At 53.1% G+C, this 22441-nt stretch carries 20 protein-coding genes and 1 riboswitch; of the genes, 3 read left to right on the forward strand and 17 right to left on the reverse strand.

Features of this window, described 5'->3' with window-relative positions; genetic code table 11:
• Positions 1-281: 281 nt before the first annotated feature.
• The 17 genes from HGBM_RS20395 to HGBM_RS20475 all read right to left on the reverse strand — a co-directional run bounded on the left by HGBM_RS20395 (position 282) and on the right by HGBM_RS20475 (position 20161).
• Positions 282-704 (reverse strand): acyl-CoA thioesterase, encoded by a 423-nt coding sequence (locus HGBM_RS20395; RefSeq protein WP_019122938.1) that lies wholly within the window; start codon positions 702-704, stop codon positions 282-284.
• Positions 705-740: 36 nt separating this feature from the next.
• Complete coding sequence (locus HGBM_RS20400; protein ID WP_026074554.1) at positions 741-1520, reverse strand: enoyl-CoA hydratase/isomerase family protein; 780 nt, start codon at positions 1518-1520, stop codon at positions 741-743.
• A 122-nt stretch (positions 1521-1642) separates the two neighbouring features.
• A complete protein-coding gene (locus HGBM_RS20405; protein ID WP_019122940.1) occupies positions 1643-3850 on the reverse strand; it encodes a helix-turn-helix domain-containing protein in 2208 nt (735 codons plus the stop codon).
• A 210-nt stretch (positions 3851-4060) separates the two neighbouring features.
• The gene (locus HGBM_RS20410; RefSeq protein WP_019122941.1) at positions 4061-4498 is read right to left on the reverse strand and encodes an acyl-CoA thioesterase; all 438 of its coding nucleotides are present in this window, start codon (positions 4496-4498) and stop codon (positions 4061-4063) included.
• Between the two features lie 69 nt (positions 4499-4567).
• Complete coding sequence (locus HGBM_RS20415) at positions 4568-6151, reverse strand: class I adenylate-forming enzyme family protein (protein WP_019122942.1); 1584 nt, start codon at positions 6149-6151, stop codon at positions 4568-4570.
• Positions 6152-6179: 28 nt separating this feature from the next.
• Positions 6180-7361 (reverse strand): acetyl-CoA C-acetyltransferase, encoded by a 1182-nt coding sequence (locus tag HGBM_RS20420; protein ID WP_035287616.1) that lies wholly within the window; start codon positions 7359-7361, stop codon positions 6180-6182.
• 35 nt (positions 7362-7396) lie between these two features.
• A complete protein-coding gene (locus HGBM_RS20425; RefSeq protein ID WP_019122944.1) occupies positions 7397-8254 on the reverse strand; it encodes a 3-hydroxyacyl-CoA dehydrogenase family protein in 858 nt (285 codons plus the stop codon).
• A 17-nt stretch (positions 8255-8271) separates the two neighbouring features.
• On the reverse strand, positions 8272-9411 hold the full coding sequence (locus HGBM_RS20430) for an acyl-CoA dehydrogenase family protein (protein ID WP_019122945.1): 1140 nt from the start codon (positions 9409-9411) through the stop codon (positions 8272-8274).
• A gap of 208 nt (positions 9412-9619) precedes the next feature.
• Positions 9620-10540 (reverse strand): C40 family peptidase, encoded by a 921-nt coding sequence (locus tag HGBM_RS20435; RefSeq protein WP_019122946.1) that lies wholly within the window; start codon positions 10538-10540, stop codon positions 9620-9622.
• A 19-nt stretch (positions 10541-10559) separates the two neighbouring features.
• Positions 10560-11639, reverse strand: a complete 1080-nt coding sequence (locus tag HGBM_RS20440) for a mandelate racemase/muconate lactonizing enzyme family protein (RefSeq protein WP_019122947.1) — start codon at positions 11637-11639, stop codon at positions 10560-10562.
• A gap of 404 nt (positions 11640-12043) precedes the next feature.
• Complete coding sequence (locus tag HGBM_RS20445) at positions 12044-13732, reverse strand: DUF6583 family protein (protein ID WP_019122948.1); 1689 nt, start codon at positions 13730-13732, stop codon at positions 12044-12046.
• A gap of 119 nt (positions 13733-13851) precedes the next feature.
• Positions 13852-15534, reverse strand: a complete 1683-nt coding sequence (locus HGBM_RS20450) for a serine hydrolase domain-containing protein (RefSeq protein ID WP_019122949.1) — start codon at positions 15532-15534, stop codon at positions 13852-13854.
• 312 nt (positions 15535-15846) lie between these two features.
• Positions 15847-17151: a nucleobase:cation symporter-2 family protein gene (locus tag HGBM_RS20455; protein WP_019122950.1), complete on the reverse strand. Its 1305-nt coding sequence runs from the start codon at positions 17149-17151 to the stop codon at positions 15847-15849.
• Complete coding sequence (locus tag HGBM_RS20460) at positions 17148-17753, reverse strand: xanthine phosphoribosyltransferase (protein ID WP_026074555.1); 606 nt, start codon at positions 17751-17753, stop codon at positions 17148-17150. The genes HGBM_RS20455 and HGBM_RS20460 overlap by 4 nt, the downstream gene beginning before the upstream one ends.
• 199 nt (positions 17754-17952) lie before the next feature.
• Positions 17953-18054: riboswitch (purine riboswitch) on the reverse strand.
• Positions 18055-18116: 62 nt separating this feature from the next.
• On the reverse strand, positions 18117-18305 hold the full coding sequence (locus tag HGBM_RS30490; RefSeq protein ID WP_147512946.1) for a helix-turn-helix transcriptional regulator: 189 nt from the start codon (positions 18303-18305) through the stop codon (positions 18117-18119).
• A gap of 30 nt (positions 18306-18335) precedes the next feature.
• Positions 18336-18683: a hypothetical protein gene (locus tag HGBM_RS20470; protein ID WP_147512947.1), complete on the reverse strand. Its 348-nt coding sequence runs from the start codon at positions 18681-18683 to the stop codon at positions 18336-18338.
• Between the two features lie 131 nt (positions 18684-18814).
• A complete protein-coding gene (locus HGBM_RS20475) occupies positions 18815-20161 on the reverse strand; it encodes a hypothetical protein (protein WP_026074556.1) in 1347 nt (448 codons plus the stop codon).
• 126 nt (positions 20162-20287) lie between these two features.
• Here HGBM_RS20475 and HGBM_RS20480 point away from each other — a divergent pair, with 126 nt between their 5' ends.
• The 3 genes from HGBM_RS20480 to HGBM_RS20495 all read left to right on the forward strand — a co-directional run bounded on the left by HGBM_RS20480 (position 20288) and on the right by HGBM_RS20495 (position 22434).
• Positions 20288-20488, forward strand: coding sequence for a hypothetical protein (locus HGBM_RS20480; RefSeq protein WP_019122955.1), 201 nt, complete (start codon positions 20288-20290; stop codon positions 20486-20488).
• A 393-nt stretch (positions 20489-20881) separates the two neighbouring features.
• Complete coding sequence (locus HGBM_RS20490; RefSeq protein ID WP_154653335.1) at positions 20882-21037, forward strand: hypothetical protein; 156 nt, start codon at positions 20882-20884, stop codon at positions 21035-21037.
• An 83-nt stretch (positions 21038-21120) separates the two neighbouring features.
• On the forward strand, positions 21121-22434 hold the full coding sequence (locus HGBM_RS20495; protein ID WP_019122958.1) for an MFS transporter: 1314 nt from the start codon (positions 21121-21123) through the stop codon (positions 22432-22434).
• Positions 22435-22441: the final 7 nt, after the last annotated feature.

Genomic DNA, 22441 nt, shown 5'->3' on the forward strand with positions numbered 1-22441 from the left:
CAAAGAGCATTTTTTCTCGTCGGCGTCAACTTTTAACTACCGGCGACAATTCAATAGTATATCAGGCTAAATCTCAGAAATCAAGAGGAAATTTTTAATAGTTTTTCGTTTTCTCTCTTGTATTTCTCCCCATCGCTTTCGAGCGACAAATAAAATCATACCACGACAAAAAACAGATGGCAACAGGAAAATTCGTCCAGTCGTGGGTCGGCAGTTTGCGGGCAAACTAGGTGAAGCTTAAAGTGCCTTGCCCTTCACGAGAAGACACTCTAAGCGGTGAATCAGCGGGACACTCTCTTCATGTTGGTCAATGCTTCACGTACTTGCTCCGGAATGGACACAGCCTTTAATTTGTCCTCTGCGAAGGTTGTCCAGGCTCTTACTTCATATCCTTTGGCAATCAGTTTCCCGTCTCTGAAAAACTCATGGGTTAACCTGATGACCTTGTCACGGACTTCGGCAACAGTGGTTCTTACTTCGAGCACATCCTCGAACAGAGCAGGCGATTTAAATTCACAGTGGGTTTCAAGCAGAGGCAATCCCACCTTATCTTCTGTAAACAGCTTCGATACCGCAAAGCCAAGGTGATTGAACATCTCATGTGCCGCTTGATCCATCCACTTGTAAAAGTTGGGGTAGTAAACGATCCCGGCGGCATCTGTGTCCCCCCACTTCACTTTATAGTCGTAAATGTAATGACACATTGCTTCCTCCCTCTTTCCTGCCAAATGTTTCGCTGATCATCTGCCCATAAAGTGAGGCTTACGTTTTTCAGCAAAAGCAGCCATGCCCTCTTTTCGGTCTTCGCTGGCAAACGCATTGCCAAAACACGCAAACTCAAGGTCTAAGGCGCTGTCAAGATCTCTGTTCGCACCTGCATTAACGCAGATTTTCAGCATGGACATCGCAACCGCCGGCTTTTCAGCCAATTTCAAAGCCCATTTCTTGGCGCCCGGAACCAGTTCTTCAAACGGCACCACCTTATGAACCAGGCCATAGTCATATGCCTGTTCAGCGCCAATGGTCTCGCCAAAATACAGCAGTTCTTTTGCCCGGGCTTCCCCGATCAGCCGCGGCAGACGCTGCGTTCCGCCGCCGCCCGGAATAATCCCCAGATTGATTTCCGGCAAAGCGAACTTTGCGTTTTCCGAACAGATGCGCAAATCGCAGGCTAAGGCCAGCTCGCATCCCCCTCCCAGAGCCAAACCGTTGACCGCCGCAATGACTGGTTTTGGCAACCGCTCAATACTGTCGAAGGCCTTACGGGACATCCGCCCCATCTCGGCCATCCCAGCCTGATCCAAGCCGTTCATCTCGTGAATGTCTGCCCCTGCGGCAAATGCCCGGTCCCCTCGTCCGCTGATGATCACGCAGCGAATCCTATTGTCTTGAGCGATCTGCTCCATAATGGCGTGCAAATCGGAAAACAGCTGCTTGTTTAGCGGATTGAAAGGCGGTCGATTGAGGTAGACCATTGCAACCTGGCCTTCCACAAAATATTGCAATGTTTCTGTATTCATCATAAATTCCCCTCTTCCTTCATCTAAATAAAATTCGTTATGTTCGAAATTATACGTCTCTTTTTCGTGGAGCAATACGTCCATCGTGTACGAAAATAAATGGGTTTTTCGTTACTGGTGAGCTAATCCTCTAAATGGTACAAATCGTATAACTTATACGCCAACATAAGATGAAACCGCTCTTCTGCGTCCTCCAGCTTGATCTGCAAAATTTCTTCAATTTTTTCGAGCCGGTATTTCAAGGAGCTTCTATGAATAAAAAGATCATCTGCTGTATCTTTCAAATTTCCATTTTTATACAAATATGCACGTAGCGTGTCAAATAAATCCTTTCCTTTTCCTTTGCCGTTACCATAGCTTAGTAATGGATCCAGGTAGTTTTTCAAAAACAGTTGGGCCGCAAACGTATCCCGCAGATCGTACAGTATTGAATAGGAACCCAGATTGTCAAAGCTTAAAAACCCTTTTCTTTTGAATTGATGGCGCACGATTTTAAGTGTTTGCAGGGCCTGTTTGTAGCAAACATAGTAATCCTCAAGCCGCTCCGTACTCTTGCTAATCCCTAAACAGATCTCGACTTTCTCGCCCTCCAGGGCAGCGCCCCTGGTCAATCGGGCGTAGACTTGCTCCCAGCACCTGTCCGGTTTGTCGGGAGCAATTAGAATGTAAAACCCGTCTTTTCGCGTCACGATAATATCCCGGTCGTATTGGAGGAGATTTTCCCTGATGCGCTCCCAAATCCACGTTTTTTTTGCTTCTGTCTCCAATAAACTGGATGCTTGGCCAACGTCGTCGTTAAGATCGATAGAAAAAATACCTATTTTATGGGCCTGAAAGATGTCCAGGTGAAAGATGCTGGCGTATTCAATGATCTCTTCTTGATTTTGTATGTTTTCAACAAAAAGCTTGTTCAGAAAACTGTCCTTTACCTGCTCTTTCGCCTCGAGCACCAGTTTTTGTTTAATAAACTGAATTGCATAGACATGCAGCGCGTGATTGAATGTCATCCGCAGCAGCAGGTCTGCTTCCCGCTTGCTGATTTTTACCCCGAGATACCCCAGCAAATCCCCTCCTCCGACGACTCTCCAAATCCCGAAATCGTCTTGGTCTGCAAGTTTTACCCATTGCTCCTGGTAATTGGCCTGGAAGAAATTCCACTTTTCCAAATCCAGTTGACGAAACAACTGCTCCAATTGATTTTGTTTCATATCGATTAAATGATGGGAGATGGGACGAAAAAAGCGGTCAAATAGTACAACCGTATGACCGATCATCTGAGCGAGCGTGTTGGTAATTTCCGAGAAGCCTTCCCCAACCAGCGTTTGCTTGACTAATTCCTGATGGTGAACGACCAGTTTTTCCAATCGGGACTTGTCTTCAATTTGATTTTTATACAGCCTGGCATTCTCAATCAGCACCGAAACGTGGGAAGACAAAAATTGCAGCGTCTCCAAATCCTCCTGGGAAAAGGCTTTACCCTTTTTATTTCGGGCATGCAGGACACCAATTGTTTTAAAGTTGACGATGAGCGGGACGGTGATTTCCTCTCTCCCTATCTTCTCAATAAAAGGAAAATAACTTGAAATATGGTAATTGCCTTCAATCTTTATTTTTTCCGGCGCGTTTATTGGCCCGTAAGAGGGCGGGTGATAAACAAAGGAATGATCCACTTCGTCGTATAAATACACAAATGCCGATTCTACATGCGTTCCTTTTCTCACCTGCTCGAGAATGCCGGAAATCAATTCTTCGATGGACGAACCCAGACAGGCATTCTCTTTTAGCCATTCCATCCCTTTCATTTTCTTTTTCTTGTTTTCTCTTTCCTTGGACAACCCGATCGCTGTCGCAATATCCTTGCCGAACTCCTGAAACAGCTTCTCGGCATCGAGCACCAGCGGGACGTAATGGCGAAACCCGATCACGAGCACCCCGAAACTGTCAGAATCGCACTCTTTAATCGGTACGGTAAACCAGGAAGCAAAGCCTTCCTGTTCCAGATTCTCTAAAAAAGAACAGCGCTCTTCCTCGGAAATCACGTGATCGCTGCAGACCGCATCCATAAAAAATCGAGGTGAGCATCGCTCCAATGGCAGTGGTAACGCATGGTGCAGATGAAAAGATTCGCCCTTTGCGACTCTGGCGGCCAAACAGCCCCGCAGCTTCAGATTAATCGCTACGTAGTCACAAGAAAATTGTTCACAGAAGGCCTCGATCAAATAATTCAATGTCTCGTCCAGTGTATCAAACTTGATCAATTGCCGAGCTGTTCTGCGTAAGTGGCTGTCAATCTGCTCGACTAACAATTGCCGTTTTTTACTGTCAATCACACAGCTTCACCTCCCGAACCGTTAAGCCGATTATACCTGCATTTTTGCCACTACAGCACATAAAAGTACGCATCGTGGATCCCAATCGGCCAACGGCCGCATTCCAAGACTCGTAGGAATGAATCAAACAAAAACAGGAAAACACCCCCGAATCGACTCGGAAGCGTCTCTTTGTCTCCCTGCGATGGCGCTGTGCTTTGCCATCCGAATTTACAGCGTCCTTCCTTCAAATTCAGCCAGTTTCTCCCTGATGTCAGAAGGAATGGGCTGTGCTTTCCCCTGTGCAGCATTGTAATTTACATACACGGCCTCAGCCGACAGCACGGTTTCGTCTCCGCCCCGGGTGATGATGGCCGAGAGCGTAAAACTGGAATTTCCCAGCTTTTCGATCCGGCAGTGAACCCGCAGGAGATCATCCAGTCTGGCCGATTTCACAAAGTTCAGCGTAATCTTTACCAACGCGATGTCAAAGACATGCTGCTCGGCCAACGCCAGCCAGTTTTCACCCAGAATTTCTCGAAAGTACTCAACCACCGCCACGTCGATATAGGTCAGGTAATGTGAGTTGAACACCATCTTCTGTCCGTCAATTTCCGAATATCTCACCCGGAGCTGGTGGGAAAAACGATAAGCTGTGCTATCCACCATTACGCCTCCATTCGTTTCCCCTCTGTAAAGCGACTACACGGATGTCTGGGGGGAAAATCAACGCCGTCATCACCGCAACTCAGCCCCCAACCGCTCTTTTAACTGAACCTGCATCTCCACCTTCTTGATCTTTCCGCTTGCCGTCATCGGAAACTCGTCGACAAACACGATCTTGTCCGGCACCTTGTAATTGGCTACCCGCTGTTTGATGAAAGACTTCATCTCTTCTTCGGTGGCGGTTTTTCCAGGTTTCAGCTTGATCGCAGCGCAGGAGATCTCGCCGAGAACGGTATCCGGCAAGCCGACGATAGCAATTTCCATCACACCGGGGTGAGTGTAGAACACTTCTTCTACTTCCCGCGGATAGATGTTGTAGCCGCCGCGGATGATCATTTCCTTTTTTCGGCCGACGATTCGCAGGTATCCTTTGTCGTCCAGCGTGCCAAGATCACCTGTATAAAACCAGCCATCCTCATCCAATGCCTGTCTTGTCTCTTCCGGAAGATTGTAGTACCCCTTCATTACGCCAAACCCGCGGCAGACGACCTCCCCGACCTCGCCGGGCGGAAGCTGCTGCCGGTTTGCGTCGACAATCTTCACTTCGGCCCCCGGCAGTGCCTTCCCGCATGTCTCCGAACGTACGAGATCGTCATCACTGTAATCTGTCGCCGTCAATGTCGCCGAAGTCTCGCTGAGGCCGTAGCAGATGACGATGTCGCAGCCCATCTCCGTGCGAATTCGCCGCACGATTTCAACAGGGCAGGCGGCGGCGGCAACGATCCCGGTCCGCAGCGATGAGAGGGTAAAGCGCTTAAACTGCGGGTGGTTCAATTCCAGGATAAACATCGTCGGAACACCGTGTTTGACCGTCACCCTCTCCTGTTCGATCAAAGCCAGCGACAGATCGGCTTTGAATTGTTCCATCAGCACCATCCGGGCTCCTGCCGCAATCGTCGTGACAATGCTTGGAACCAAGCCAAAGACGTGAAAGACGGGTACGGCGACCAAAAACACATCCTCTGGCGTACAGTTCATCATTTCTGCCGAAATGACCCCCGTGTGCACCACATTGTCATGGGTCAGCATGGCACCCTTGGGCCGTCCTGTCGTACCTGAGGTGTACAAAATGCTAAACACGTCCTGTTTGGGATTGATCGCCACTTCCGGAGGTGCCTGTCTGGTCCCCTGCTCCATCAGCTGTTCCAAAGAGGTGAGCCCGTCCGCCTCAAAGCGAACAGAGATCAAATGCTTTAGAGAAGAGATACGCTCTTTTGCCTGCGTAAATTGTTCGAAGTGAGGGACATTACCGAAATTTTCAGTCAAAAAGGCGACTTGAGCGCCGGAGTTCTGTAAAATGTACTCGACCTCATCGGAGCGGTATCGCGTATTAAAAGGGACAAGAATGGCGCCAAGCCGGGCAACAGCAAAGTAGATCGTGACGAATTCATGCCAGTTGGGCAGACATACCGCTACTCGATCCCCCTTTCCCACTCCCAATTGGCTTAATCCCGAGGCGATTTGCTGAGCTTCCGCCTGCAGATCGCGGTAGGTAAGCCTTCTGTATCCGTCGTAGATGACCTCTTTGTCCGGAGCAGCCGCAAAGCGGTTTCTCAACAGCTCCGATACCGACAAGCCATAGCATGTTTGAAACAACCAGACCCCCACCTTTCTCGATAAACGATTACAATCTCTCCCAAATCGCGGCGATTCCTTGTCCGCCGCCAATGCAGAGCGCGGACACACCGTACCTTTTCCCGCGGCGGCCCAGTTCATAGAGCAGCGAAAGGGTGATCCGCGCACCGCTTGCTCCCAGCGGATGGCCCAATGCGACCGCTCCGCCATTCACATTGCCGATCTCCGGTGAAAAATCCAGCGCTTTCTGGCAGGCCAGATACTGGGCGGCGAATGCCTCGTTGATTTCGATCAGATCGAGATCCGACAAGCTCATGTTGGCTTTGGCCAGCGCCTGCCGGATCGCAGGTACGGGGCCAATCCCCATCAGATGAGGCTCCACCCCGACGATTCCCCAGGAGACAAGCCGGGCGATCGGGGTGAGATTTCTCTCTTTGACATAGTCTGCTGAAGCGACGACCACCGCTGCGGCCCCATCATTGATGCCGCTGGCGTTGCCGGCGGTGACCAACCCGTCTTTCTTGAAGCGGGCCGGAAGCTTCGCCAAGGCTTCATAAGTGGTCTGGCGCGGATGTTCATCCCGATCGACAATGACGTCTGTTTTTTTGCCTTTTACCACAACCGGCACGATCTCTTCGGCAAATACGCCCCGCTCTGCCGCCGAAAGCGCTTTCGCATGACTTGATACCGCAAAACGGTCCGCCTCTTCGCGGGAGATCTGGTATTGGACCGCCAAATTTTCAGCGGTTACAGCCATCGTACAGTCACCGTACGGATCGTATAACGCTTCCCATAACAAGTCATCCATCGGCGCCTTCCCCAAAGGCAGGCCCCAGCGCGCTCCGTGGACGACATGCGGGACCTGGCTCATATTTTCCGCTCCTCCGGCAAGCGCGACACGCGAATCACCCAGCAAAATGGCCTGAGCTGCCGTCAGGATGGCTTGCAGCCCCGAACCGCACAGCCGGTTGACGGTCAGACCCGGGACATGCTTCGGTACGCCGGCTTTCAGCCCGATATGGCGCCCCAGGTAGATGGCGTCGTTGCTTGATTGAATCACGTTGCCAAACACGACTTGGTCTATCTCTTCGGGATTCACCTTGGAGCGCTTCAGCGCTTCCCTGGCCGCGGCCGCGCCCAGATCGATCGCCGTCACATCGCGAAATGCTCCGCCAAAACCGGTAAAAGCCGTGCGCGCACCGTCCAACAAGACAACCTCTTGTCTATTCATCTCGCTCCCCCGCTTTCTATATCAATCATCTTTTTTCACTTTTCGTAGTCGTACCAGCCGGCTCCCGTCTTCTTGCCCAGTCTTCCGGCCCTGACCAAACGGCGCAGGGACAACGGCGCTGCAAAGCGGTCATCCTTAAACTCTTCATAGAAGTAGTCCATGACGTGCAAGCCGATGTCTACTCCGGCAAAATCCTGCAGTGTAAATGGACCCATCGGGTAATTCAGCCCCAGAGTGACCGCCTTGTCCACGTCCTCGGGCGATGCGACACCCTCCTCGACCAGGCGGATCGCTTCGATGAATTGCGGGATCATGACGCGATTGACGATAAACCCCGGCGCATCTTTCTTCACTTCGATCGGCTCCTTGCCGAAGTCCCGGGCCAGCTCTTTCAGCCTTTCAACGGTCTCATCGCTCGTCTTGTAACCTCGCACGACCTCGACCAGCTTCATGACCTGGGGAGGATTGAAAAAGTGCATCCCCGCTACCCGCTCCTGCCTGCCGGTCGCTTCGGCGATCACGGTAATCGACATCGAGGAGGTATTCGTAGCGATAATCGACTCCGGCGGCAGGATCTCATCCAATTGGCTGAATACCGCCTTTTTGGCCTCCATATCTTCGATGACAGCCTCTATCACCACGCCTGCCTTGGCCATTTGGCTCAAATCGGTGGTCAGTTCCACCCGTTCCAGGACGTCTGCCTTCTGTTCGGCTGTCATCCTGCCTTTTTCCACGCTTTTGTTCATCAAATGCTCCATGCGGGAGACAGCCCTGGCAAGATATTTCTCCTCAAGGTCGCAAAGAATGACCGGAAAGCCGGATAATGCCGCCAGGTGCGCGATTGCTCCCCCCATCGTTCCCGAGCCTACCACTCCGATTGTCTGCTTCTTCAAGCAAAATCTCCTCCTGTTCATTCGTTGAGTATTTCTTTTGCAATAATCAGGCGCTGCACCTGGTTGGTTCCCTCGTAGATCTGCATCACCTTTGCGTCGCGCATATACTTTTCAACGGGATACTCCCGCATGTAGCCGTAGCCGCCAAAGATCTGCACCGCCTCTGTTGCCACTCGCATCGCGGTATCGGCAGCAAAGCATTTGGCGAAGGAGGCATGCGCAGCGGATGGTTGACCCGCTCCCGTCAGGAACACCGCCTTGTGCACGAGCAGGCGAGCCGCTTCGATCTGCATCGCCATCTCGGCCAGCATGAACTGGACAGCCTGGAACTTCGCGATCGGCTTGCCAAACTGTTTGCGTTCCTTCGCATACGACAGGGCTGCTTCATACGCTCCCTGGGCGATTCCAACCGCCTGTGCTCCGACCATCGGGCGGGCTTGTGCAAGCGCCTTCATAAAGATCCGAAAACCTTCCCCTTCCCTGCCGATTCGCCCGCTGACAGGGATTCTCACATCTTCAAAGCTGACCGAGGCGGTATCAGATGCACGAAGCCCCATTTTTTTCTCTTTTTTCCCGACCGTAACTCCGCCGGCACTTCGTTCGACGACAAGCGCGGTGAAATGATCCGGGGGCGTCAGTCCCTTTTGTTTGGCCAAGACGACAAAGAAGTCGGCATGACTGGCATTGGTAATAAAACACTTGGAACCGTTCAGAACGTACTCATCCCCGTGTCTTGCCACTGTGGACGTCAACGAGGCGACGTCGCTGCCTGCCTGGGGCTCCGTCAGGGCAAAGGAAGCGTACGCGCCGTCACGAGTCAGCCGGGTTACGTACTTTCGTTTCAGTTCTTCGTCTCCTGCGATGATGAGCGGATACGCTGCCAGAGAATTCGCTTCCAGCGACGTGGCAATCCCCGCACATCCCCTGGCAATTTCCTCAATGATCAGGGCATGGGAAATCTTGTCGATTCCGGGACCGCCGTACTCTTCCGGAACAGCCAGGTTGACAAGGCCGCATTCCCGCAGCTTTTGCATCACCTCTGTCGGGAAGCGCTCTTCCTCGTCGTACTTTCTGGCGACCGGAAGGATTTCCGCGTCCGTAAACGCTTTTGCCAGCGCTTTAATCGCCGCTTGTTCCGCAGTTAAGTGGAAATCCACCCGCTTTCACCTCTGTTCGACACCGAATGATTCAAACTAGAAAAATGGTTAAGAAAATTATAATATCCCTTGCCAACCGTTCATACGTGCACCGTGCAGGAAAAGCGCAGCTGTTTTTCCGCATATTTGCGGAATGCATGAAAAAAGACCCTATGGAAATCAGACACGACAGCGTCTGTTCCATAAGGCCCTTCCTTTTTTCTTTTGCCTACCAGTAGCGTCGGGCAGCGCAAAGCTCCACTTCATAGGCAGAACCGCTCAAGCGGAGCAGCTCGATGGTTTTCCCCGTCTTGGGAGAGTGGAGCATCATGTCGTCGCCTGCGTAGATGCCGACGTGATGGACAGCCCCTTTTCCTTCCTCGTAGGCAAAAAAGAGCAGATCGCCCGGCTGCAGCTCCTGGCGTTCGACCGCCTTGCCCTGTTTTGCCTGATCGGAAGCATCGCGGGGGATGACCATGCCGTTAGCCAGATGCATGTTGTAGGCGAAGCCGGAGCAATCGTAGCCGAAGCTGGACATTCCTCCCCACAGGTAGGGCAGACCGAGAAACCGTTTTCCCGCCTCTACGATCTGTTTTCCTGTGCCGATCGGGATGTCCCGCTCCGTCAGGTAAACTGCGGCATCGCTTTGCTTTAACAACTGCGGACCAGTTGGAGTCGCTACCTCGATCCACTCGTCGGACTGCGAGATGACGGGCAGCCTGGTCAAGAAGCTGAGCGTTATGCCCGGCTCGCCCTCCTTGTTGTAGAGCCGGGCCGCAGAGCTCGTAACCACTGCGGTCGGCTGATCCGGATTTGCGGCAAACCCTGATGCCTCCAGAAGCTGGCATTTCGGCATCCACCCGGGATAGCCGCGCCCGTCTTTCTTCGACGGCTGGCTCGGGATGACTACCTTCAGCCAACCAGCCTCTTCTTCGATCGCTTCAACCAGGCTGCCGTACAGCACCTGGGTTTGCACCAGGTTGGCTTCACAGAGCTGCAGACGGTCTTCGTAGCCCATCGCCTGCAGCCAGCCCGTGAGATCCGCCGGATTTTCAATGGCCGGACGGTCCATTTCCCGAGGGGAAGCAGGCGTCGTCCAAACTGTGGCTACCGGAACGGCTGCCACCATGCGAACGGTTGGTTTTTCCATTTCTTCTCCTCCCCCGAGCCTATACATGTACTTTGGTGATGCCGAGTCCCGGTGTCTCGGGAAGAGTCAGCACGCGTCCGTCATAGCGAACGCCTCCCTCCACGATGCTCTTCACCAGCATCAACGGGGCATCGAAATCAAAGCGCGTAATGTTTTTCTTGCTGGCTGCGAAGTGGGCGGCGGCAGTGATGCCGATATGCGTTTCGATCATGCTGCCGACCATGCACTCCACCCCGCACTCTTCCGCCATGTGATTGATAATCTGGGCTTTGTAGATCCCGCCTGCCTTCATCAGCTTGATATTGATGAGGTCAGCGGCGCGGTTGTGCAGCACTTCAAACGCCTGGCGCGGCGAAAACACGCTTTCGTCGGCCATGATCGGCGTATCCACCGCATCAGTCACCGCTTTTAAACCCGCCAGATCGTGGGCTTTTACCGGCTGCTCCACCAGCTCGATATCCAGCCCCATATCCTCCATCTTGCGAATGGAACGGATGGCCTCTTTCACTTCCCATCCCTGGTTGGCATCGAGGCGAATTTTCACCTGGTTGCCGACCTTGTTGCGAATTTCCTTGATTCTGAGGATATCGTTCTCGATTTGGTCTTTGCCCACTTTGATCTTCAGCACAAGAAAGCCTGCCTGCATGTAGGCGAGCGCGTCTTCGCCCATCTCCTCGGGCGAATTGACGCTTACCGTGTAATCCGTTTCAATCTGGTTGCGGTAACCGCCGAGAAATTGGTATAGCGGCATCCCCGCCTGCTGGCTGATCAAGTCGTACAGCGCCATGTCTACGGCCGCTTTCGCGCTGTTGTTGTTGACCAGCAGGTGATGCAGCAGGTGAAAGACTTGTTCGTACTGGAGCAAGTTTTTGCCGATCAACTGGGGGGCCAATGTGTTGCGGATGGCTGACTCGATGCTCTCCATGCTGTCACCTGTGATGACGACAGTGGGCGGCGCCTCGCCCCAACCCGTTTTGCCGCATTCACTCGTGATTTTTACCACGACAGTTTCCGCCTGTTCAACCGTGCGTAGAGCCGTTTTGAACGGTTTCTTCAGCGGAATGGCCGCTCGCGATGTTTCCACTTTTGCAATGATCATACGTTTGCCTCCTATTGGTTGCGCTTAAGCCTGATTCCTTGATGAAGGTCTAGCTGGCTGCGTCAATCCTAGCTCATGCTCCAATCAGGTCGGCAATATTGGGAGAACGGTGCCCACAAAGCGCCAGGTGTCAGTTTTCCCGCAGATTGCACAATGGGGATGAACTTTTGTATCGATTCTTCTATATTGAAGCCAGAGGGCGCATCATCCTCGAGCGGTTCTTTTGGCGCATGCCTTGAGGGGACCGTGTCTCAGGCACTGTACCGGGGCTGAGTCTCGAGGGAACCATCCCTTGGCGTTCCGTTTTTATTTGTCCCTATTACACTAGTTTACAATTTCAGCGAGTCCAATGGCTAGGTGAAATATCAAAAGGGGCGGCGAAAGATAGCGCTGCCCCTTTTTGGTCAGTACATTTCCGGAATGTCCGGAATCAATCCAAGCTGTTGAAACAGCCCCATGTTCTTCAGCATAAACGCTTGCGCACCCATCTGCACTTCCATCATCACCTGATTTGCTTCACTGTCGGTCATGTTTACCAGGTCGAGCGAATGATCCTTGGAGAGAGACGGGAACTGTGCTTCTTTGCCAAACTCCTCGGTCGATTTCAGCGAAAACTGGATGACTTCCGGCAGTTCTTCCTCTTCGGCCCGCTCGCCCGTATTCAGCTTGACCTTGTACTCGGCATTGCGTTTTTCTCCTGTCGTCTCGGTAACAGCGTAAACATTCCCGGACAGGGTTTGGTTCACTCCATCCTCCTGAAGGCCGATGCGAAAGTTGATATCCCCGGATTCTTTGTTTCCGTCCCTCGTCGACTTATAGGAAGTAGTGAATACCATGCTATTCTCTACTTTCTTATCCCAGAGTTCATCGACTTTCAATTCAAAGCTGCCGTTTGTCGTCTGATCCTTGGTTTCTTTGGCGAAGCCGACCGACATGTCAACGTCTTCTCCGCGAAGCGAATCCGTGACGATCTGGAATACTCCCTTTTCGGCTTCCCCTTCTGTCCACTTCGCGCTCTTCATCGTGATCGTCTCTTTTTTGTCAGGGGACGTGAGGGTTACCGTCCGCTTTAAAATGCGATCGGAGCCGTCCACGTTGAGGACCATCTTCACGCTGCTCACCGCATCCCCTTTATCCAATTCAGCGACCAGATCTTTCATCGATGCCTTGATGTTATCGACAAACTTCTCCTTGCTGATCACATCGCTGTCCTGAATGGGATAGCCGCTGTCCTTGAGCAAATTGACGATATTCGAGTAACGCTTGTAAAGGAGCTCGTGAAGTTTCTCGTCAGCGGCCACGGTATCCGATAGTTTTTTCATCAGCTCTTTGAACTGGCTGTCGGAGAAGGTGACGGTAATTTCCCGGCTGGGAATTTTGGTGCCGCCTTCTTCGAAGGTGCCGTCTTTTTTGATCGTCACCTGCTCATCCGTGATGCTGTCTGCGTAGAGCTTGCCGTACACGGCAGCGATCGGGAGCAGTTCCGATTGGTCGACTTCAATCGCCTCTGCCAAATCCTGATAGCTCACCACTTTTTTAGGCAGCTGTGCATTGTATTTTTTGTTAAATTCATCGATGTCCTTTACGTTGATAATGCCGTATTTGTTATATATTTCAGGCACGCCAAAACCCATTCGCTCCTGATCGGAAAACACCTCCAGGCCGAGCAGGTGATTGTTTTTGAGCGCCAGACTTACTTTGCTGTATGTTTTTCCGTTTTTCTCGTCAACAGCATTGTCGATCGACAGCGTCGCTTCCTTTAACACATCCAACACGTGACTAAGCTCGGGATCTCCGGGAACGGGTCCAATCGTCAGGTCGGATATTTCCATCGTGGTGTAAACGGGTTTTTCCAGGTAGGGTGCAATCGTCTGTTTGTATTTGTCCAGTCCTTCCGTCACCCATTTCGTTGTCTCCTGTACTCCTTTTAATTCCGCACTCAAGTAGACGGCTTTCGGGCTTTTGAAAGCGGACATGGCCATGGCGGTCACCGCCCCGACAACGACAACCAGGATCAATGCCACCACGATCGGCATTATCTTCTTTTTCTTTGGCTGCGGGGTATGGCTCTCTAACACTCCATCTGTTTGCATTTGAACCTCCTATGGACAAACTGTTTTTCATTTACTACAATACCATTTTATTCTAATTGATCTTTTCGTCAACACATTTCGGTAGATTTCAACATTTTTGTCAAACGACAGCAGGCAGCTTATTCAGCCGCCTGTGACCATCCCGCTGCCTTCCATGCGGTCTTCAGCTTCTGTCCCTGGGCGTTTTTGATTTGGGGCTCGTGGACGTACCAGCCGCGCCCGTTTGCTGTCTCATTGGTGCTGTAGCGGAACCGCACCTGCTTCGTTCCCGCCGGAAGCTGGTACGAATATGGCGTCCACTCGCTCTTCCCCGTAAAGGCGGCAGTACCCAGCGCCGTCCAGCTCTGTCCGTCAGAGGAGGCTTCCACGTACCCGAAGTCTTTATCCGGCTCGATCCGAAACCAGGTGTCAAAGCTGAGCGTGCCACCTGCGGCGAGGTCAACCTCTGCCGTCAGCGTGTTCTGCAGTTGATCGCCCATTCCGGCGAACCAGGCCCCTTCTTTTTTCCAGGGAATGTCCACCGGAATGGCCAGGGCTGCCTGCCGCGCTACTCCTCTGCGGACCGGATTGGTCGACACGGTTTGACGTGTCGGATGAACGCGGTTGGTCAGCAAGATGCAGATCGTGTTGTTTGCCGGGCTGACGACGATCGATGTGCCGGTAAATCCGGTGTGGCCCAGGGAAGACGTATCGCTCAGCGCGTCCATGTACCAGCCCTGATTCAACTCCCAGCCCAGTCCGTGGTCGTCCTCGGGAAATTGGGGAATCTGATTTTCCGCCATCAGCGCGACGGCTTCTTTGGAAAGGATCCGCTTGTTGTCGTAAGTTCCGCCGTTCAGCATCATCTGGGCAAAGACGGCCAGATCCCCGGCCGTGCTGAAGACCCCGGCGTGTCCCGCTACCCCGTCCAGCGACCAGGCTTTCTCGTCGTGCACTTCTCCCCAGACCAGCCCTCTTTCTGCCCACGGCTCTTCTTCTGTGGCCGCGATGCGCGGCTTTCGTTTGGCCGGTGGATTGTACATGGTGTCATTCATCCCCAGCGGCTGGGTGATATTCTCCCGCACGTACTCATCGAGCCGCTTGCCGGTGATCCGCTCCACTACCGCGCCCAGCGTGATCAGGTTCAGATCACTGTAAACGTATTTGCTGCCGGGCGGATTTTGCAAGGTGTGGCGGAACACCTCCTGCAGGCGGCCCTCCCTGTCGGCATCCACTTTCCAGATGGGGATGCCGGGCTCAAATCCGGAAATGTGGGTGAGCAATTGCCGGATCGTAATCTTGTCCTTGCCGTTTGTGGCAAACTCCGGTATGTATGCCGCTACGGGTCTGTCCAGTTCAATCTTGCCCTGATCGTACAGCTGCATGACGGCTGTCGTCGTAAACAGCTTGCTGACTGATGCCAGGTCAAATATCGTATCCGTCTTCATCGCGATGGGCTGATCCAGCGGGGTAAAATTGGCGTCCGCATAGCGTGCGGCGTATCCGTAAGCCTGTTCCTTGACGATCACGCCGTTCCGGGCGATCAGCACGACGGCGCCAGGCATCATCTTATCCGCAATCGCCTGTTCGATGAACGGGTCGATCGCTTGCAGCGGCTCGGCCCGCATGCCTGCTGCGGCCGGCGCTCCCTTGTGCAGCTTTGCGGCCGACTTCCCCGGGTTATCCCACGTCGCGGAAGCCGGGCGCCCTTCTTTCGGAGCGGCGACCGCAACCCCCAAGTTGTACTCCACTGCTACCGGGGCAGCCACCGACCCGACGACAAGGGCCAAACCAAGTCCTGTGAGCAAGGCAATTTTCCGCAAACAAATCCCTCCTTTGGAAATAGAGTAAGCGTCCTTTTGCAAATACTTGCATTTTCACACGAAATGGGGATATTTTCCATAGGGTTATTGTCCTAAAAATCTGACAAATACAGGAGAGAATTAGGCCAAAGGGTATAACCGGAGCAGATCACAACAGGACTTATGGAGCGAAACGATGAAAGCAGCCGCGAGCAAAGCCACACCGCAAGCCAATTGTTTTTTATGCGCCGCTTGCCGGTAAAAAGGCGCATCCTCGCGAAAAAAGATGCCCCGCCGGTAAAAGCGGGACATCTTCGTCGAAGCTGATTGTTATTATACATCCGGGAGGGACGTTTGCACGGGCAGGCGTTTGTCGCCCTTCCGGTTGTGCAGCAGCAGGATATTGAGTGCGATCGCGGTCAGGGAACCTGTAACGATGCCGTTTTGCAGCAGCATCTTCAGCATGTCCGGCAGTTGATCGAATATCTGCGGGACGGCGGATGAACCCAAGCCCACGGCAATGCTACAGGCGGCGATCAACAGGTTTTCGTTCTGGCGCAAGTCCACACTGGAAAGCGTATTGATGCCCGACGCTACGACCATGCCGAACATCGCGATCATCGCCCCGCCAAGCACGGCGTCAGGGATTACCGTGGTAAGCGCGGCCAGCTTCGGCAGCAGTCCCAGTACCACGAGAATCAAGCCGGCAGCGGTAATCGCCGACCGGGTTTTTACCCGGGTCAGCGAAATCAGGCCGACGTTTTGGGAAAAGGCCGTGTATGGAAAGGCGTTGAACAGACCGCCCAGGGTGATGGCAAGCCCTTCCGCCCGCAGGCCTTTGACGATGTCCTGCTCTTCCAGTTTCTTGTCAACGATTTTGGATACGGCAAAGTAGACGCCTGTCGATTCCACCATGCTGATGATGTTGACCAGGATCATGGTTAAAATAGCGCCGATGTTGAATTGCGGAGTACCGAAGTAAAATGGCTGTACGATGTTCACCCAGGAAGCTTGGGCTACGGACTGAAAGCTGACCATGCCCATAAAATAAGCGGCAACGGTGCCGGCGACCAGCCCGATCAAAACGGAAATCGAGCGGGTAAAGCCGATAAAAAAGCGGTTGACGAGCAATATCAAGACAAGGGTGCCAAGCGCCAGCAGCAGGTTGCGGGGGGACCCGAAGTCTGCGCTGCCCGCCCCGCCGGCGGCGTTGTTCATCGCTACCGGGATGAGCGACAACCCGATGATCGTAACGACCGATCCGGTGACAACAGTCGGAAAGAAGCGCAGCAATTTGCCAAACAGCGGAGCCGCCAGCACCACAAACAGGCCGGAGAGAATAATCGCCCCGTAAGCGGTGGCGAGATTCGAGGTGGAGGCGACCGCGATGATCGGGCCTACCGCAGTGAACGTGCAGCCCAGCACGACCGGCAGCCTGACGCCAAAGTATCGCGTGCCGACCACCTGCATCAGTGTAGCGATCCCTGAAGTGAACAGATCGGCCGCGATCAGATAGGCCATCTGCGTCGGAGTCAAGCCCAGCTCTTTGCCAATCAACAGCGGAACGACTACAGCGCCGGCGTACATCGCCAGTACGTGCTGCACTCCTAAGGTTACCGTCTTTTGTTTGCTGATCATACGGATGCAGTCTCCTTTGTCGCTGCGGCTTCGTCGACAAACACGATTTCTTCAGGAGACATCGATTGGATGCGGGCCAGCGAGCAGACGTGGACGCCCGCCTCTTCCAGCTTCCGGCGGCCTTCCTGGAAGCTCTTCTCGATCACGGCGCCCACCCCGACCAAATGGGCTCCCGCATCGGAGATGATCTCCTTCAAGCCGAGCAGCGCCGCGCCGGTGGCGAGAAAATCGTCCACGATCAAAATGCGGTCGCTCGCCTGCAAGTACCGCTTGGACACGCTGATCTGGTACGTCTCCTGCCGGGTAAAGGAATAGACTGGCGCAGCATAGACCTCTTCATTTTGCGTGACGGCTTTTTTCTTCTTGGCGTAAACGAAGGGGACCTTTAGGGCGAGTGCAGCGGCCATCGCAAAGTGAATTCCGCTCGCCTCCACCGTCAGCACCTTGGTGATCCCCTGCCCCTGGAAGTGCTCGGCAAAGGCTTGGCCGATCTCCATCGCAAGCACCGGATCCACCTGATGATTGATAAATGAGTCCACCTTCAGCACACTGCCGGACAACACTACCCCTTGCTGCCTGATTTGCTCTTGTAATGCCTTCATCTTCTCCGCTCCTTTATTTGTAAAAGAAAAACCCAGGAAAGACAGGTCACGAAAACACGACATGCGCGTCTCAAGTGAAACCTGTCCCCCTGGGTTTTTATCCCTTAGGTGTAGCACAAGGAATGCTTCCATGTGCTTGCGCCGCTTGGTCCAATCCTCCCCGCCCCGACAAACCCGTGCCGAAGAAAAGGAGCGGAACCCTAGGCGCACTTCCACTCGTAGTCAGATGATTTACGGTCATCCGGTAGAGACTTATGGGCCATATCCCCAAAATTATACGAGCTTGTTCTATTTCGTTTGGTAAACCGTTACTTTAATGTAACACAAGCCCTTGGGACAAACAAGAGAAATTCAGGGCAGTCTTTACAAAATTCCCCGCTCGATAACCAGGGAGATCGCCTGGGTGCGGTTGTTGACTCCCAGTTTTTCGTAGATGTTTTTCGTATGGGTTTTCACCGTATCTACCGTAATGCACATCTCCCGGGCGATTCGCTGGTTGGTGTATCCCTGCTTCGTTTGTGATGAGGTGATAATCGTCCAACACGAGCACAAATTCCCGCGGAACCCGGCTCAGTTCATTGATCAATTTAGCCGGCAAAATCTCAGCTGAAGGCAGTGTAGCCGAGTGCAGGTTGCTTTGCATCCTTTGCTCAGGTCTGCAGAGAGCACCGCCAGCACCTTGACGATGCAGCCCCAAAATCTGACCGGATCATTGTCGCTTTTGTCAAGGGAAATCCAACCTGCCGAGCCGCTTCTCTGCTTGGCCCACCCGCCGATCAAAGTCGTCTTGCCAAACCCCGCCGGAGCCAGGAGAAGCGTCAGCTTCGACCTGGTTTGTTCCTCCAGCAGTTCGTACAGGCGCGGCCGCGGCAAGTGGGTGGGCAGGGACTGGGGAATTTGAAATTTTGTCACGGCCCAGACTGGGTCCAACGCAGGATCACTCACGGCATGGGAATTTGCCACTTGCTCATTCACGAACCTTTCGTACAGGATAAAAGCGACTTTTAAGAAAGCCTTCTTAGGATTATTTTACCATAATCATTCAGAAGAATTGTCAAGGATTAGGGTTCGACCATGCGAAAGTGATTTTGAACCTCGTGATCCTGCAGCAGCATTTGCTTGTACTCGCTCAGAAAGCGGCCAGATAAGCCAGGGGCGTCCGCAGGCAGTTGGGCGGTAATGACATGTTCGCCGTTGTCACCGAGCACTGTATAGCGCACCTGTTTTTTCTTCAGTGTTTCCTCCTGTTTTTTCCAATCCTCCCTTGAATACCACTTGAGGGACAGCAGCTCTGCCGGTCTTTCCGGGGACAGGCCAATATAAGAAAATCGAACCCCGGACTGCACTTTTTCCACTGTGTACGCATCCCGCCATTTGGCCGGAATGGTAAAACCAAATCCCACATCATAGTCGGCGTAATCCTCCTCAACCAATTTGAGGCCGTCACTGCCATCCCACTGATACCAGGAGTTAATCCACGGAACCTCCACCATTGGCAGCTCTTCCGAACCGACCGGTTGACTCTGGATGCCGATTTCGACAATACCGTCTCCATTTACGTCCTCCGAATGCAGCATATAAGGTTTAAACGTCTTATCCCCCCCGTATTCCGTTTTCCCAAAAACATCTGTCAGCTTGCCGTCTTTCATGATCACCAGCGAGGTGAAGGCCGAGTGCGCTCCTACGCCCATGTCCACGAAGAGGCCCTTCACCGTCGGCGAGGCGCTGCCGATCAAGGCCTGATCAAAGCCGTTAATCCCCCCATCCATGTCCAGCTCGCTGACAGGCTTGATCTCGCCATCACGGTACCCGTACAGTTTCAGCTTGGATTCAAGTTTGTCGTGGTCGTGCAGCAAAACCGCTATCTCTGGGCGATCATCCCCGGTCAAGTCGCCAACGGCGATCTCCGAGTACTTTTGCCGCCAGATTTGCTTCAGATGGTCTCCTGTGAGCGAGTAGACGGAGATCTCGGAGTTAAGCCCGGCTCCTCCGCTCAATCCCACCAGCAGCTCCGGCAGGTTGTCACCGGTGACATCCTGAAAATCGGCGTAATCCAACTCACGGCCCAAAGCTTCCACATTGGCGATTTGTTTCCACTTGCCGGCTTCGTTTTCCAACACGAGAATCCCCAACTCGAACTCACTCGATTCCTTTTTATAAAAGGCGACCGCATCATCCTGGCCGTCGCCGTTCAAGTCTTTCATATTAACGGCGCTCATCGGCAGCGGCCGGGATGGCACGGTCAGCTTTGCCCCTTCCGGCAGGGCCTGCATAACCGCCTCTGTCACGGCCTGCTGGGTTTGCGCCAGCCGCGGCGCTTTCACCAGATTGTCAGGCAAAGCGCTCATCCCGCAGCCCGCTGTCAGCAAACCTGCTGCCAGTAGTAAGGAAACCCATTTCCACTTCATCGCTCTGCCTTCTTCCCCTTCCACAAGCATTCACTTACTCGCGGGAAAACAGGCGAAAGTAGTTACAAAACAGAAACAACTTCCCTGCCAACAGGTGTAAGATCAGTGAAGTTTAGGAAAGCTACGATGGAAGTATTTTCGAAGGGGGCGAGAGTTGCCGTGGACCAAACAGAGAAACATCCGGCCCGGAAAGATCAGCATGCCGACGAATATTTCTACTTTAACCTGGCCGATGAAAGCCATGAGAAGCTGTTGGAAAAAGAACTGCGCGAGGCAAGGGAGAATCCGTTGGAGCCTTTGCAAGAGGTGACTGAAGTAGAGTACTGAAGTTCGCTTGGGCGATGTCAATCGTGTATCCTGCGGGGTACACGTTTTTTTCATGGTTCGGTGCAGGCGGACGGATCAAAAAAAAGGGCATCCAGCAGCTGGATGCAAAGAAGGAGTATGGAGAGCCATGGCGAGAACAATGAGTGTCAAACCATGATGCTTATGGTTGTATGATACCGGTAACGGAATGTTTGCGATACAAGCTTGACAGATTTTGTGACAGAGAATTTCAAGCAAGTGGTTGCAAGGAACGAAAGAACGAGAATGCGCGTTAGATAATCTGCCAAACGAACATGAAAAAATACGGTTCTGTTGTACAATTCATTTTATATCGTGAAAGACCAAACCGGGAAGGCGGGGAAAAAGATGGGATTATTAGGGAGAATCGTTTTTTTGCAAAAGCTAAAAGACGAATTGATTGAAAAAGCGAAACATCCTTCCACTACCTATTTTCAGATGACGGAAATTTACAAGCAAATGCGCCAAATCAATATAGAAATCCAAAATATCAAACGGACAGCAAATGACCAGAAGAAGCAGTCGGTCTAGCCATGCTTCGGTCCTCTGTCATACATTTGGCGAAAATCTTCCATAATATCAAGGAGTAGAATGCGGGTGAGGAGGATCTGGCATTGACAACGTCTACAGAGCGTAGGGAGATACGGCGCATCACGAGCAACATCTTCAAGGGTTCGGTTGGGAACCTGATCGAGTGGTACGACTGGTACGTCTATTCGGCTTTCGCTGTGTACTTCTCGGCAGAGTTCTTCCCCAAAGGAGACATGACAACCCAACTGCTGAACACCGCGGCTGTCTTCGCCGTCGGCTTCCTGATGCGCCCGATCGGAAGTCTGCTGCTGGGCAGCTACGCCGACCGTCACGGCCGCCGAGCCGCACTCACGCTCTCCATCACCGTCATGGCCGCCGGTTCCCTCGTGATCGCCTTCACGCCCGGCTACAGCACGATCGGTGTGCTGGCTCCCCTTATCCTGGTTCTCGCCCGTCTGCTGCAAGGTCTGTCGCTGGGAGGAGAGTATGGAACCTCGGCCACATACCTGTCCGAAATGGCCAGCAGCGGCCGCCGCGGCTTCTACTCAAGCTTCCAGTACGTCACACTCGTCGCCGGCCAGCTGGTGGCACTGGGCGTCCAGATCATCCTCCAGCAAATACTCAGCGAAGCCGATATGAAGTCCTGGGGCTGGCGCATTCCCTTTGTGATCGGGGCATTGGGAGCGTTGGCCGTGCTGTGGCTGCGGCGGACAATGGATGAATCGGAGCAGTTTCAAAAGATGGGCTCAAAAAGCCGGAAAAACGCCGGCACGATTCGGGCTTTGATGAAGCATCCCAAGGCAGTGCTGACAGTCGTCGGGCTTACCCTCGGCGGAACCGTCGCCTTCTACACCTATACGACGTACCTGCAGAAGTTCATGGTAAATACGGAGGGGCTCCCGAAGGAGGTCGTAAGCTGGATTAACTTCGTTGCTCTGCTCGTCTTCGTCGTGCTTCAGCCGCTCGCCGGCCTGCTCTCCGACCGAATCGGGCGGCGTCCGCTGCTGATTGGTTTTGGCCTTCTCGGAACGCTGCTGACGGTGCCGCTGTTTCTGATCCTGGAGCGGACAAGGAGTCCTTTTGCCGCTTTTTTGCTGATGATGGCAGGGCTGATCATCGTCACCGGCTACACATCGATCAACGCGATCGTGAAAGCCGAGCTCTTCCCTACTGAAATACGCGCATTGGGCGTGGGGTTTCCCTACGGAGTGACGGTCGCGGTGTTTGGCGGCACGGCCGAGTATATCGCGTTATGGTGCAAAAGCAGCGGCATTGAACCGCTCTTTTACTACTACGTGGCTGCCTGTATTGCCGTAAGTTTGATCGTCTACTGGCGAATGGAGGAGTCCTCCAAAATCTCCCGCATCGAGTCGGAGCAGGACACGAAGCTGCGCTAGCTGTCTG

Origin of the sequence: Brevibacillus massiliensis, from assembly GCF_000311785.1 — a bacterium.
Taxonomy (GTDB): domain Bacteria; phylum Bacillota; class Bacilli; order Brevibacillales; family Brevibacillaceae; genus Brevibacillus_C; species Brevibacillus_C massiliensis.